The organism is Gallibacterium genomosp. 1 (assembly GCF_001678575.1).
Classification (GTDB): domain Bacteria; phylum Pseudomonadota; class Gammaproteobacteria; order Enterobacterales; family Pasteurellaceae; genus Gallibacterium.
The window spans coordinates 47,992-61,497 of sequence record NZ_JTJP01000016.1; the positions used below are offsets into that span (position 1 = coordinate 47,992).

12 protein-coding genes and 2 pseudogenes are annotated in these 13,506 nt (G+C 38.5%); 8 read left to right on the forward strand and 6 right to left on the reverse strand.

The genetic code is table 11. The features are described from left to right. The first annotated feature begins 8 nt into the window (after positions 1-8). Positions 9-416, forward strand: a complete 408-nt coding sequence (mutT, locus tag QV04_RS04435) for an 8-oxo-dGTP diphosphatase MutT (protein WP_039134037.1) — start codon at positions 9-11, stop codon at positions 414-416. Here mutT and holA read toward each other — a convergent pair. The 3 genes from holA to leuS all read right to left on the reverse strand — a co-directional run bounded on the left by holA (position 413) and on the right by leuS (position 4,661). After that, positions 413-1,450 (reverse strand): DNA polymerase III subunit delta, encoded by a 1,038-nt coding sequence (gene holA / locus QV04_RS04440; RefSeq protein WP_039158003.1) that lies wholly within the window; start codon positions 1,448-1,450, stop codon positions 413-415. The two genes, mutT and holA, sit on opposite strands and share 4 nt — an antisense overlap. A gap of 11 nt (positions 1,451-1,461) precedes the next feature. Continuing rightward, a complete protein-coding gene (lptE, locus tag QV04_RS04445; protein ID WP_026211100.1) occupies positions 1,462-1,953 on the reverse strand; it encodes an LPS assembly lipoprotein LptE in 492 nt (163 codons plus the stop codon). Between the two features lie 125 nt (positions 1,954-2,078). Continuing rightward, positions 2,079-4,661 (reverse strand): leucine--tRNA ligase, encoded by a 2,583-nt coding sequence (gene leuS / locus QV04_RS04450; RefSeq protein WP_065233232.1) that lies wholly within the window; start codon positions 4,659-4,661, stop codon positions 2,079-2,081. 262 nt (positions 4,662-4,923) lie between these two features. On the opposite strand from leuS, the gene QV04_RS04455 reads away from it, so the two are divergent. The 4 genes from QV04_RS04455 to cpdA all read left to right on the forward strand — a co-directional run bounded on the left by QV04_RS04455 (position 4,924) and on the right by cpdA (position 7,580). Next, positions 4,924-5,538, forward strand: a complete 615-nt coding sequence (locus QV04_RS04455) for a 4'-phosphopantetheinyl transferase family protein (RefSeq protein WP_039173181.1) — start codon at positions 4,924-4,926, stop codon at positions 5,536-5,538. Then, positions 5,538-5,969 carry a phosphate-starvation-inducible protein PsiE gene (gene psiE, locus QV04_RS04460; protein WP_013746266.1) on the forward strand — a complete coding sequence of 144 codons (432 nt, stop codon included), beginning with the start codon at positions 5,538-5,540 and terminating at the stop codon, positions 5,967-5,969. Before QV04_RS04455 ends, psiE begins: the two co-directional genes overlap by 1 nt. Before the next feature lie 10 nt (positions 5,970-5,979). After that, positions 5,980-6,612 (forward strand): ADP-ribose diphosphatase, encoded by a 633-nt coding sequence (gene nudF, locus QV04_RS04465; RefSeq protein WP_013746265.1) that lies wholly within the window; start codon positions 5,980-5,982, stop codon positions 6,610-6,612. 140 nt (positions 6,613-6,752) lie between these two features. Further along, the gene (gene cpdA / locus QV04_RS04470; protein WP_013746264.1) at positions 6,753-7,580 is read left to right on the forward strand and encodes a 3',5'-cyclic-AMP phosphodiesterase; all 828 of its coding nucleotides are present in this window, start codon (positions 6,753-6,755) and stop codon (positions 7,578-7,580) included. A gap of 23 nt (positions 7,581-7,603) precedes the next feature. Here the strand turns inward: cpdA and QV04_RS04475 are convergent, their stop codons facing one another. The 3 genes from QV04_RS04475 to QV04_RS04485 are packed head-to-tail and all read right to left on the reverse strand — an operon-like array spanning position 7,604 to position 11,696. Further along, positions 7,604-8,236, reverse strand: a complete 633-nt coding sequence (locus tag QV04_RS04475; RefSeq protein WP_065233233.1) for a class I SAM-dependent methyltransferase — start codon at positions 8,234-8,236, stop codon at positions 7,604-7,606. A gap of 5 nt (positions 8,237-8,241) precedes the next feature. Beyond that, on the reverse strand, positions 8,242-10,389 hold the full coding sequence (locus QV04_RS04480) for a 3-hydroxyacyl-CoA dehydrogenase NAD-binding domain-containing protein (protein WP_065233234.1): 2,148 nt from the start codon (positions 10,387-10,389) through the stop codon (positions 8,242-8,244). After that, a complete protein-coding gene (locus QV04_RS04485; protein WP_065233235.1) occupies positions 10,389-11,696 on the reverse strand; it encodes an acetyl-CoA C-acyltransferase in 1,308 nt (435 codons plus the stop codon). The genes QV04_RS04480 and QV04_RS04485 overlap by 1 nt, the downstream gene beginning before the upstream one ends. 145 nt (positions 11,697-11,841) lie before the next feature. Here QV04_RS04485 and smpB point away from each other — a divergent pair, with 145 nt between their 5' ends. The 3 genes and pseudogenes from smpB to QV04_RS04505 all read left to right on the forward strand — a co-directional run. Beyond that, entirely contained in the window at positions 11,842-12,321 is a 480-nt protein-coding gene (gene smpB / locus QV04_RS04490; protein WP_065233236.1) for an SsrA-binding protein SmpB, read from the forward strand. A gap of 148 nt (positions 12,322-12,469) precedes the next feature. Further along, positions 12,470-13,144: pseudogene (locus tag QV04_RS04500) on the forward strand (LicD family protein). Continuing rightward, a pseudogene (locus QV04_RS04505) lies at positions 13,134-13,506 on the forward strand (hypothetical protein); the annotation flags it as partial. The pseudogenes QV04_RS04500 and QV04_RS04505, both read left to right, overlap by 11 nt.

Here is a 13,506-nt window from a genome sequence, read left to right on the forward strand (position 1 = left end):
AATTGAAGGTGAAGAAACCATTAGTAAAAGTATCAGCTGGCATCATTCGTAATGAGTTCAAACAGATATATTTAACTAAAAGGTTAGAAGGAAAGGATTTTGCCCAGTCTTGGGAATTCCCCGGTGGTAAAGTGGATAACGGTGAAACTCCGGAACAGGCGTTAAAACGAGAGTTGGAAGAAGAAATCGGTATTTTTGTATTACAAGCAAAATTATATGAACACTTTGAATTTGAATATCCAACTAAAAGAATCTCATTCTATTTTTATTTGGTAGATGAATGGGTTGGCGAGCCTTTTGGTCGGGAAGGTCAAGAGGGTTTTTGGTTGGAACAGAAAGAGTTGGATGTCGGGCAATTCCCACCGGCAAATGTGAAAATTATTCAACGATTGTTGGCTGAAACAGAAGCTGATTAGGCGGCAAGTTTTACGGTAAGTTGTTGTAATGCTTGCCAACTGTTTTCATCACCCTGTTGTTTGATTGCTTTTTCGATGGCAGCTAAATGCTGAATGGCATCGTATAAACGATGATAATTTAAGCGTTGGATGGCTGCACTATAAAGTGGTCGTCTGTTTTTCCAAATTTTGTATTGATCAAATTTTTGACGTAACAACTGGGAGTTTAACATTTGTTGCGTATTTTTAATTTTTATGTTGTCATCACTGCCAAGCCGTAATAAAAGGAGTAATTCCTTTTGCAAAATACGCAATAACATTACTGGCTGAATATCGCCTTCATTTTGTAGCTGTTCTAAAATGCGGATACAGCGATATTTTTTGCCTTGCAAAATAGCATCAATCCATTGAAACGGCGTAAAAACAGAAGATTGTTCAATACATTGCCCAGCATTTATTAGTGTAATTTTTTGTTGCGGATAAAGCAATTGCATTAGTTGTAACGTCTGTTTTAATGCTGCTAAATTATTTTCATAATTATAAGCTAAAAGTTCTATTGCCTCATTATCAATGCTTAACTCCATCATCTTGGCACGTTGCTGAATCCATTGCGGTAACTGTTCTAAAGTGGGTGTTTGGCAATTAATCTGCAATGTTTTGATCTGTTCTAATGTTTTGAACCACGCTTGCTTTTCAATGGTAGTGGTCAGTTTTGCGATTTGAAAAATAGCGATGATGTCGGAATGCAACAAAGAAACTAGCTGTTGTAATTGCTGTTGTAACTGGGCGTTAATATTATCTGGCAAAGTGAAAAGGAAAATCTGTTGTTGTGAAAATAAACCGAAAGTTTGTAGATCGGTAAAGAGTGTTGCCCAATCAGTATTACTATCGATAACGATTTCCTGTTTTTGTGTTGCTCCTTGCTGTTTGCCGAATTGAAAAAGGTGATATTTGCTTTCTTCAATCAATAGTGGATCTTGCCCAACCAACAAATATGCAGGATAGGTTTTTTGTTGCAATGTGTGGACAAGTTGGTTGGCAAAGATCCGTATTATCATAATTGAGATTAGTATTGTTGTTGGATACTGATCATTTTGATTAAAATTTGTTGTGCCGCCTGCTTGTACATATCATTACGGATTAGTTGCTGTTCCGCATTTTTTGCTAATGCGGCACGAGAGTTGTCAAAAAATGTACGCGAAACTTGCACTTCTATTGGATATTGCTTTTTATCCGGCATTTGCAAAGATGCACTTACGGATAAAGAAAGTAAGGATTCCGCTTCACGGCCTTGTTTAAAGACAGACACCACTTCATCACTGCTGGTAGAACCGTTTAATTTTAATGTCGGAACATTTCCTTCTTCGACCAAAGTAACACCGTGGGTACGCAATTCTTTGCGCATTGCAATGGCAATATCGCTGTATTTGTCGCCACTGCTGAGTTTGACTTCTTTAAAAAGTTTTTGTGAAAGTTGGTCATTAGCAAAGTGGAAACCGCAAGAAGAGAGTAACAATGTCGCAGACAAGGCGAAAATATATTTTAGTTTATGCATCAAAATCTCCTTATTCATTGACATCTTAATAATCGTTGCAAGTGAGGTTAAACAACTTCCAACTAAAGTATTAAGATTACTGTAATATGCCACCGCCGTTTAATGCGGTGGCACGTTGATGATTGCTTTTATTTAGCAACGAAACTGAGCAATTTGCCAGGAACATAAATCACTTTAACGATATTTAAACCGTCTAAGTGTTTTTGTACATTTTCATCCGCCATTGCTGCAGTTTTGATCTCTTCTTCGGAAGCACTTGCCGCAACAGTAATTTTTCCGCGAACTTTACCATTAACCTGAACTACAACCAATTTTTCTTCATCGACCATCGCCTGCTGATCGGCAATAACCCACGGCGCAAAATCAATATTATCTTGATTGCCGAGATCTTGCCATAATTGGAAGCAGATATGCGGCGTGATTGGATAAAGCATCTTAATCACCGCATTTAACGCCTCTTTCATTACCGCACGATCTTGCTCTTGCACCAATGGTGCTTTAGTGAGTTTATTCATTAACTCCATAATGGCAGCAATGGCGGTGTTGAAAGTTTGACGACGACCAATATCATCGCTCACTTTAGCAATGGTTTTATGTAGATCACGACGTAATGCTTTTTGATCTGCGCTTAACGCTTTCGGATCAAGTTCAACAGTGGCCGGCTGTTGTAAATAATCATAAGTTAATTTCCACAAACGGCGTAAGAAGCGGTTAGCGCCTTCGACTCCGGATTCTTGCCATTCCAAAGTCATTTCTGCCGGAGAGGCAAACATCATAAATAGACGAACCGTATCCGCGCCATATTTTTCTACCATTTCTTGCGGATCGATACCGTTATTTTTCGATTTCGACATTTTGGTCATCCCGGCGTGAACCAATTCGTGACCTTCTGGATCAACTGCTTTGATAATACGACCTTTTTCATCGCGAGTAATAGTCACTTTGGTTGGTGATACCCAAATGCGTTCGTTTGTTTCTGAAGTGTAATAGAAGGCATCCGCCAACACCATTCCTTGACATAAAAGTTTAGTTGCAGGTTCATCACAAGCAAGTAAACCGGCATCACGCAATAATTTATGATAGAAGCGGAAATAAAGCAGGTGCATTGTGGCGTGTTCAATTCCACCAATATATTGATCCACCGGCAACCAATAATTCGCTTCTTCGCTGTTTAACATACCTTGTTGATATTGTGGGCAAGTATAACGAGCATAATACCAAGATGACTCCATAAAGGTGTCGAAAGTATCGGTTTCACGCAACGCAGGTTGACCGTTGTAAGTGGTCTTTGCCCAATTCGGATCGGCTTTAATCGGACTTTGCACTCCGTCCATTACCACATCTTCCGGCAACTCGACTGGCAAATCTGCTAGTGGCACCGGCACAACATCACCGTTTTCTAAGGTGAGCATCGGGATTGGTGTTCCCCAATAGCGTTGGCGAGAAACTCCCCAATCGCGTAACCGATAGTTCACTTGGCGTTTACCCACGCCCATCGCTTCCAATTTATCGGCAATGCCATTAAAAGCCTGTTCAAAATCTAAGCCATTGAATTCAGCAGAATTAATGGCAACACCGTGTTCGGTGTAAGCGGCTTTGGATAGATCCAATTCTGAACCGTCAAGCGGTGCAATCACCGGTTTTAACGGTAAATGATATTTTTGCGCAAATTCATAGTCGCGTTGATCGTGTGCCGGCACAGCCATCACCGCACCGGTACCGTAATGCATTAAAACGAAATTAGCGATCCAAACCGGCACAGCCTCACCGGTAATCGGGTGAAGTGCATAACGACCGGTAAACATCCCTTTTTTCTCCATTGTCGCCAATTCCGCTTCTGCCACTTTGGTATTTCGGCATTCTTGGATAAATTGCGCTAATTCAGGATTGTTTTTCGCGGCTTGTTCCGCCAGTGGATGTCCGGCAGCCACGGCAAGATAAGACACACCGTAGAACGTATCCGGACGGGTAGTATAAACGGTTACAGTTTCATCGCTATCTTGCATTTTAAAGGTAATTTCAACCCCTTCGGAACGACCAATCCAGTTGCGCTGCATCGCTTTTACTTGATCCGGCCATTCAGGCAACTGATCCAATCCTTGCAACAGTTGTTCAGCATAATCGGTAATTTTGATAAACCATTGTGGGATCTCTTTTTGTTCCACCGGCGTATCACAGCGCCAGCAACAACCGTCGTTTACCTGCTCATTTGCCAATACGGTTTGGTCATTCGGACACCAGTTAACGGTAGAGGTTTTCTTATAAATTAACCCTTTTTTATATAATTCAGTGAAAAACCACTGTTCCCATTTGTAATATTGAGGTTTACAGGTCGCAATTTCGCGATCCCAGTCATAACTGAAGCCCAACATCTTCAGTTGGTTTTTCATATATTCGATATTATCGTAAGTCCAAGTTGCCGGCGCTGCTTTATTTTTAATTGCTGCATTTTCTGCCGGTAAACCGAAAGCATCCCAACCGATAGGCTGCAATACATTTTTGCCGTTCATTCGTTGGTAACGGGAAATAACATCGCCGATAGTGTAATTACGAACGTGCCCCATATGTAAACGACCGGAAGGATAAGGGAACATTGATAAGCAGTAATATTTTTCTTTGCTTGGATCGGGTTGAACTTTAAAGGTTTTATTATCTTGCCAGTATTTTTGAATACGACTCTCGACTAAGTCGGGACGATATTGTTCTTGCATAATAAAGTTGTCCTATGAGTACTGAAATTTGAAATGAAAAATGATATTAAAAAATGTGGTATAGAATAGCTTAAAATCTAGGTAATTAATAGAAATATTATTGGTATTGGCGCCGAATTTGAGTACACTTGCACTATGTTTTATGCACATCTCTTTCATTATGTCGCAGGTTTTTGTTGTTTGGGGAAATATTCATCAATCTTATCCATTTCACCTTTTGCCACCGATCTCGTATCTAAGCACGATTTTTAAGCACACTTCAATGGCACCTAATAAACAAAGGCAGCGCAAAATCGGTTATTTTTTATTATGGAAATTATTGCAGCAGCTTGGGCAAGAACAGGTTTTTGCTCAAGGAATTGAAAAGGATCAACAGGGCAGACCGCATTTTAATGCACCGCAATTTGATTTTAATTTAAGCCATTCCGGGGATTGGGTGGCAGTGATTTTAGTACAACGAGCGCATAATGAGTCGGTGGCAATTGATATTGAGCATCCGTTGAGGGTAAGAAATTTTGAACGTTTATTGCATTATTATGCCTCAAAAACAGAAATAGCGTGGTGGCAATCGCAGCAAAAGCAGGATGAGGCTTTTTATTTGACTTGGTGTGCTCGTGAGGCGATTTTAAAAGCGAAAGGGCGGGGAATCGGTGCTATTTCAAAAGTGCGGTTTGAACCGGAAAATAGTTGTTTTTTTACCCAAGAGGCACCAAACGGGCAACTTTTTTTTGCACAGGAATTGCCTTTTTATTTAGCTTGCTTTGTACAAGGAAGTGGCACAATATCACACTGTTTTTGTTGGCAAGAAAAAAACGCATCCTTGCTGCAACAGAAGGTAAAATTAAAACGTTATCGAGTGATTAATAGGAAATTGTAATGACAGAAGAACAAATAAATAAATTGGATCCACACGCTTTCGGGCGAAAATTTGCCGGCGTATTGCAGTGGATTTTAAATATTGCTTTGGTGGTATTGTCGGTAATTTTGGTGATTTTACTGGGCAAACAGACATTTGAATTGGGGCAGATTATTGTGTTGAAGGCAAGTGACACCACGATTGCCTATGTGTTGGCGGAACGAATCGTGGTCTATTTTCTCTATTTTGAGTTTTTAGCTCTGATTGTGAAATATTTTACCGCCGGCTTCCATTTCCCATTACGTTATTTTCTATATATCGGAATTACGGCAATGATCAGGCTGATCATTGTCGATCACTCAAGTTCGCTAGGAACATTGGCGGTGGCAGCGGCGATTTTATTAATGGTGATTGCACTGTTTTTAGCCAATGTCGCAGAGAAGAAAAATTAGGAGATTAAAAATGTCAGACGATAAATTTATTCAACAATATGGGCAAAAAGATATTGAAATTGTCAGTGATGAGGTCGTATTTAAAGGCTTTTATACGATGAAACGGGTTAAATTTCGTCACAAACTTTTTTCCGGAGAAATGAGCGGTATTGTTACGCGAGAACTGCTTGCTAAAAATGAAGCAACAGCCGTCGTACTTTATGATCCGCAACTGGATAATGTTGTTTTGGTCGAGCAAGTTCGGATTGGTGCGATTGATCCGAAATCGCCATCATCACCTTGGTTATTGGAATTAGTCGCAGGAATGATCGAAACCGGAGAACAGCCGGCAGGCGTTGCTGTTCGTGAAAGTGAAGAAGAGGCAGGCGTGCATTTAACTGAAGTAATGCCGATTATGCAATTTTGGGATAGCCCGGGCGGAATGGCGGAGCGCATCCATCTTTTTGCCGGCAAAGTAGATTCAACCAAAGTGGGCGGTATTCACGGTTTAGCGGAAGAAAATGAGGATATTCGCGTACACGTTGTCAGCCGAGCGACCGCTTACCAATGGTTGGAACAAGGCAGAATTGATAACGGTGTTGCTGTGATTGGGTTACAGTGGTTGCAGTTGAACTATAAAAAATTGCAACAGAAATGGTGTTAATTTGTGAACAAGTGAGCATTTTCTGAATAAAAAACAATAAAAAATGTGCGTAAACTAACACTTTTATAATTTAGCTGCTGACTTTTTTATGGAATTGTCTAAAGTAGAGATAGTAATTTGAATTAATGAAAGGAGACATTATGTCAGATCTATTTCGTGACGAATCGGCTGGTGTAATAAAATTGCTCCAGGTAACGGACCCTCACCTGTTTGCAGATGAAGACGGTGAATTATTAGGTATTAATACCTTTGACAGTTTTCGACAGGTGTTGAGTGAGATAAAAAAATCCGGATTTGAGAGCAATTATATTCTTGCAACAGGGGATTTTGTGCAAGATAACAGTGAAGCGGGTTATCACCGTTTCGTGAAAGAAATTGTGCAGCTGGGCAAAAAAATCTTTTGGATTCCCGGTAACCACGATTTCCAACCGAAAATGGAAGCGGTATTTGATCTTTATAAAGCCGTTATTCAGCCGGAAAAACATCTGTTGTTGGGCGAGAGTTGGCAAGTGATTCTGTTGGATAGTCAGTTATATGGCGTACCGCACGGAATGTTGAGTGAAGAAGAGTTGAAATGGCTGGAACAACGTTTATCACTTTATCCGGATCGGAACACTCTGATTGTATTGCATCACCATCTTTTGCCGACAAATTCAGCTTGGTTGGATCAGCATAATTTGCGCAATCCATATGATTTTTCTGAAATTTTGGCAAAACACAAAAACATTAAAGCGATAGTTTATGGGCATATTCATCAGGAAGTGAATGCAGTTTGGCAAGGCATTCCGGTGTTTGCAACGCCGTCTACCTGTATCCAGTTTAAACCGGATTGTGCTTATTTCACTTTGGATAACCTACAGCCGGGTTGGCGTGAAATCAGCTTATATCCTGATGGACGTTTGGAAACTAAGGTGCATCGCATTAAAGATAAAGTGTTTTTGCCGAAAGATAATATGAACGGCTATTAACATTGAGGAGCGAGTAGGTGGTATTACGTTGTTTTTCGTAATACCACTTGTTGCATTAAGCCCCAATGACAGAAATTACGCTGTTCGATTTTAAGCGGTAAATCAGCAATCAGATCATTCAGACGTAAATTAATGGTTGTCCCTAACGCAGTTGTAATCCGATCAAAGCCGTTACGAACACAGGACGGTTGTTGATCATCAGCTAGAAACTTATCCCAAAGTGAAATCACGCCATTCGGTTTTAAAATGCGAACCGCTTCTGACAGCAGTTGTTCCGGCGTTGAAGTTACCGCTAAAATCAGGTGCATTATCACTAAATCGCAACTTTGATCCGGCAATCCACTTTGTTCCGCACGACCGACTTTGGTTTCAATCTGCCAAGGGTAATTGTGCTTTTGAATTAAGATTTCCGCTTTTTGCAGCATTGACGACGAGAAATCCACCAAGGTTAAGTGGCTTTTTTCAGATAATCTTGAGGTTAAATAGGGGAGATCTAAACCGGTTCCGGCACCGGCGATATAGACCGATTGGGGCGCGCTCAACCAGATGTTATGTTGATCCAGAAGAGCAAACTGGCTTCTACGCATTCCATCGGCAGTTTGTAAAAAGAGATTATAAATTTTGCTGTAAATATCCCAACGTTGCGAAGAAGCCATCTGTGTTACCTCTGCATAAGTTGCTGTTCCTGTTCGGCTTTATTCAGTAGCCAATCACAAGGCAGGAAGCGTTCACCGTAAAGTTTTACGTGATCATTCAATGCCTTAACAATTGAAATGGCACCGATATGTTCGATATAGGCATAAATGCCACCACGAAATTCAGGGAAGAATACGCCCAATACTGAAGCCATATTACCTTCATTCGGATCATTGATCACGCCCTCTTCCAAACAGCGAGCCGCCTCGTTAATCATCATCAGAATACAACGGCGAACCACCTGTTCGGATTCCAAATTATTTTCGGAAATGGTTTCCATCACATAATAGATACTTTTATCCACCATAGAGCGTTGACCGTTCTGTGAATGATAAAGATAAAAACCACGCCGATTCTTGCTGCCTTTGCGTTGATCGCGGATTAAGTTGCCTAATTTTGCCGGCACGGCGAAACGCATTCCGTAGTGTCTTTCCAAACTTGGCAACATTTTAGCAAAAAGATCCAGACCAAAATCATCCAACATAGCCAATGGGCCAATTTCAAAACCGAATTCCTGCAAAGCACGATCGATGAAATCAACCGCTTCACCGTCGCACAAGCAGTAAAAGGCTTCTAACAGGTAAGGAATAAGAATACGATTTACAAAAAATCCTGGTTTATCGGAAACCAAAAGCGGAATTTTACCTTGCTGAATAGCAAAGTGGATAGCTGTCGCAATTGTTTTTTCTGATGTTTTAGGGTGAGGAATAATTTCCAACATTTTGCGATTGGAAATCGGGGAAAAATAGTGGAAGCCAATAACGTTTTCTGGACGATTGGCAACACTGGCAATGTCTGCAATCGATAAGGTTGAGGTGTTAGTGGCGAAAATAGTATGTTCACTATAGAATACTTCACTTTCTTCTAAAACTTGTTGTTTAGTGGTTAGATCCTCATAAACTGCTTCAATCACAAAATCAGCATCAGGTGCAGCTAAAAAGCGTTCACCACCGGAAATCAGATACATTAATTGCTGCATTTCACCAGAAGATAACAGTTTTTTCCCGACTTCTTGTTGCAATAATGAATGCGTTAAATGCAATGCTTTAGCAATGCCGGATGGGTGTATATCTTTGATTCTTACTGGAATTTTAGCATTTCTTACTGTGATGTAAGCAATTCCAGCTCCCATAAAACCACCACCAATAATAGCGAGTTTATTTACATCGCGTACATTATTTCCTCTAGCTTCATATTGCAAACGCATTGCTCGTTTCGTCTGTTCAAGGTTGCGCAACACTTTGGAGTTATTGCTGTTGAACAAACTGATAAAAGCTTGGCGTTCAACTTCTAAACGCAATGGATGGGTTGGCTGTTTTAAAATTTCGATAATTTTTGCCATTGCAGGATAGTTATCAATCGGCCCCAACCATTCTTTATTTTCTGCTGCATCAAACAAAATATGGCGGAATATTGGATTGTTATGCCAATATCCTTGAATTTTTTGCCAAAATTTTGCGGTTTTTGAAAGCGTTTTTGCAACTAATGTTTTTTTGCTGAAAAATTCAAAGGCGGTAGGTAACAATAAGCTTTGTGGCACAACGTCATCGATACAATTTAATGATTGCATTGTATGCACATCAAATTTGTCACCGGAAAGCAAAATAGAGAGGGCTTTCTTTAAACCAACGTGAGAAACTAACGCAGAAATCGCATCGGCGAAAGGCACAATACCGGAACGAACCTGCGGCATTGCAAATTGTGTATTAATATCATCAGAAGCAATGCGATATTGAAATGCTAGAGCTAATTCTAAGCCAAGACCGAAACAGGAGCCGTGAATTGCTGCTACTGTTGGAAATGGTAATTGACGAATGGTTTCCATTAATCGATGAATTTTATCCAAAAAGGCTTCCAATTCATTATCAGATTTTCCCATTAAACTATTGAGATCAAAGCCCTGAATAAAATTATTTTTCTTGCTGGAATAAAAAATTAAACCTTTTGTTTGTTTAGGCAGATTGTTTAACAGTTGCAACATCTGATCGACAAATTCTGCTGACAAGATGTTACGTTTTTTATCAGTTACATTCACGATCAATGATGCAATCTGTTGATCATCAATTGATAGTGTAAATGGAGAATGTTGAGTATTTTGCTGTAAATTGTTCATTATTCGCTCTCCAAAATCATAGCCCCACCGATGCCTCCTAAACCGCTTGACGCAATAAGAGAACGCCCACCGCCACGTTGTTTCAAAGCATATAATGATTGGATAATCAAACGTAAACTGCTGACTGCACGTGGATTACCATAAGCAAGAGAACCTCCTAAAATATTTAATTTACTCATATCAATATTGCCAATTGCAGTTGAACGATTAAGATGCTGCCGAGCGAAGGTCTCCGATTCAATCAGTTTTAAATTGGATAAAATTTGAGCTGAAGAGGTTTCGTGAATATCAATTAAATCAAGATCGGAAAGGCGCATATTGGCGTTTTGCAACACTTTTGCAATGGAATAGGTTACGCCGACAAACATATTTTTCCAAACATCATTTGCTGTCATTGTATAGTAGCGAATATAACCAAGAATATTCAATCCTTCCGCTTTTGCGGTATGTTCATTCATCAGCAATACCGCCGCCGCGCCGTCGCATGAATGGGAAGTGTTCCAATCGGTGGCTGTGCCATAATTTTTACCATTAAAAGATTTAAATTTTTGGTAAAACTCCGGTTTAACGTGTTTCTCAATTTGATTATCGGAAACCACGAAATCTTTATAAGGAGGTGGAAAAGAAACCATTACCTGTTGGCGTAATTCACCGCTTTGCCACGCTTGATAGGCTAAGCGATGGGAGCGTGCTGCATATTCGTCTAACTCCTGACGGCTAAGATGAAAATCTTGCGCCATTTGTTCCGACACCGCAGAAAGAGAAAGTTGTGTTAAGGGATCTTTTAAATTCAGTGCCTGCAATTTGAAATCTTGCCAAGTGATTTGACGTAACAGACGATATTTTTCTTCATAGCTTTTTGCTGCCATCACATCTCTAAACAATTGAATTAAATGAGAGTTAAGGCGAATTGGTGCATTGGATAAAGAGTCAGCGCCACCTGCTAATGCATAATTAACATTTCCCATCAAAATACTGTTACTTAAATTGATTAGCACCTGTAATCCGGTTGGACAAGAGCTGCTAACAGTGTAAGATTGCGCTTTTGGCATATTTAACAAGAGCGATATTTCTCGAGATAGATTAGGAATATCAGGATCTTGGATTACTTGTCCAAATACGACTTGCTCAATTTTATCTTTTGGAACGGCTAAACGACTTAATAATTCATTAGCGACCATTGCTCCGAGATCTTTTGCTCTTGCCTCTTTGAAAAGTGTATTTTTCTTAATAAAGGGAGTACGAATACCATCAACAACGGCGACTCTAGCACCTTTGGATGTGGTTAAAACAGGTTGTTCAGACATAGGAATACCAGCTGATGAATAAAAATAACGTAAAATTGTAATGCATTCTATACCAGAGCGCGATAACTGGGAATAGGGACACTTTGTCTTTGTTTTTCAAATAGTGATTAGGTAGAATAATTGCAAATTTTGAAGGATTTTAATGATGACAAAAAAGAAATTAACTAAAAAAGACAGTACGATTGCCTTAAATAAAAGAGCAAGACACGATTATTTTATTGAAGATGAAATAGAAGCAGGTTTGGCATTGCAAGGCTGGGAAGTTAAATCACTACGAGCAGGCAAAGCCAATATTGGTGATAGTTATGTTATTTTCCAGAACGGAGAAGCCTTTTTATTCGGGGCAAATATTACGCCGTTAAATGTAGCCTCTTCCCATATAGTTTGCGATCCAACTCGCACACGTAAATTACTTTTAAGCAAGCGAGAAATTGACTCCTTATTTGGTAAATCAAATCGTGATGGATATACGATTGTAGCGTTGTCACTTTATTGGAAAAGTGCGTGGGCAAAAGTCAAAATTGGTATTGCAAAAGGTAAAAAACAACACGATAAACGCCAAGACATCAAAGAGAGAGAATGGAAGCTCACTAAAGATCGTATTATGAAAAATGCGGGAAGGTAGGGTTATTTATAAATAATTTGAGAATATATTTATGGATAGAAAAAAAATAAATGAGAAAGACTATAAATCAATTTTGCTTCAGGTATTAGTTAATTTTGATAGTTTCTGTAGAAAGCATAACATATCTTATTCTTTAGCATATGGTTCAATGTTAGGTGCTATTAGGCATAAAGGGTTTATTCCTTGGGATGATGATATTGATATTTTTATGTTAAGAGAAGAATATGATAAATTTGTTAAATTATGGAATGAAAGCAGTAATCTTCTTAAAGATAATTACGAATTATGGGGGATTGATGATGAGAAAAATTTTTTCTATGGTCATTTAGTGTAGTTTTTTGATAAAAATACGTTGTTAATAGAAAAAACAAAAAATCATATTATTGAGTATGGGATTTATATTGATATTTTTATCTTAGAAGATATCTCATCTGACCCCAAAAAGGCAGAGAAACAACAAAAAAAATATAAGTTCTACCGGAAATTATTATCTCATTTATTTAAACATGGGAGGATTTTAAACATTTTAGCTAACAGGGTTTATAAAAAAATTCCTTCTATATATTTTGTATTAGATAAGATGAAAAAAATCACAGAGCAAGAAAGATCAAATTGTGTAAGCGTATATGCCCCAGTTGATGGGAATATTTATAACAGAGATTCTTTTGAAAAATTTATATTAACTACGTTTGAAAATTATGAGTTTCCAGTTTCATTAGACTATGATCTTATGTTAAAAAAACAATATGGCAATTATTTAGAATTGCCACCTGAGAATGATAGAAAAGGACATAATATTGAGGCATATATGAATGAGTTATAAGAATATAATATCTGCTTTTTGTCATTTGATAAATATAGATGAGAAATCAATTCTCTCTTGTGATAGAATTGGAGGAATGACAAATACAAACTATTTAATAACCACTAAAAATGAAAGATTTGTTTTTAGAGTTTCTGGTAAAACTTCTAATCAAATTATTAATAGAAAAAATGAACATAATAATAGTGTATTAATGAGTGAATTGGGAATCAATTCGGATATCATATATTTTAATGAAAATAATGGTGATAAAATTACTAAATATATTAATAATGCTATGACGTTATCTCCTTATAATATTTTTGGATATTTGGATAAAGTTGTAGATTTATTAGTTGATACTCATTCTTCAGAACGGAAGA

What these genes read in the sequence shown, in the direction of transcription:
- leuS (WP_065233232.1), bottom strand. Translation starts at nt 4,661, where the DNA reads ATGCAAGAACAATATCGTCCCGACTTAGTCGAGAGTCGTATTCAAAAA.
- smpB (WP_065233236.1), top strand. Translation starts at nt 11,842, where the DNA reads ATGACAAAAAAGAAATTAACTAAAAAAGACAGTACGATTGCCTTAAAT.
- psiE (WP_013746266.1), top strand. Translation starts at nt 5,538, where the DNA reads ATGACAGAAGAACAAATAAATAAATTGGATCCACACGCTTTCGGGCGA.
- cpdA (WP_013746264.1), top strand. Translation starts at nt 6,753, where the DNA reads ATGTCAGATCTATTTCGTGACGAATCGGCTGGTGTAATAAAATTGCTC.
- QV04_RS04475 (WP_065233233.1), bottom strand. Translation starts at nt 8,236, where the DNA reads ATGGCTTCTTCGCAACGTTGGGATATTTACAGCAAAATTTATAATCTC.
- QV04_RS04485 (WP_065233235.1), bottom strand. Translation starts at nt 11,696, where the DNA reads ATGTCTGAACAACCTGTTTTAACCACATCCAAAGGTGCTAGAGTCGCC.
- QV04_RS04455 (WP_039173181.1), top strand. Translation starts at nt 4,924, where the DNA reads ATGGCACCTAATAAACAAAGGCAGCGCAAAATCGGTTATTTTTTATTA.
- QV04_RS04480 (WP_065233234.1), bottom strand. Translation starts at nt 10,389, where the DNA reads ATGAACAATTTACAGCAAAATACTCAACATTCTCCATTTACACTATCA.
- nudF (WP_013746265.1), top strand. Translation starts at nt 5,980, where the DNA reads ATGTCAGACGATAAATTTATTCAACAATATGGGCAAAAAGATATTGAA.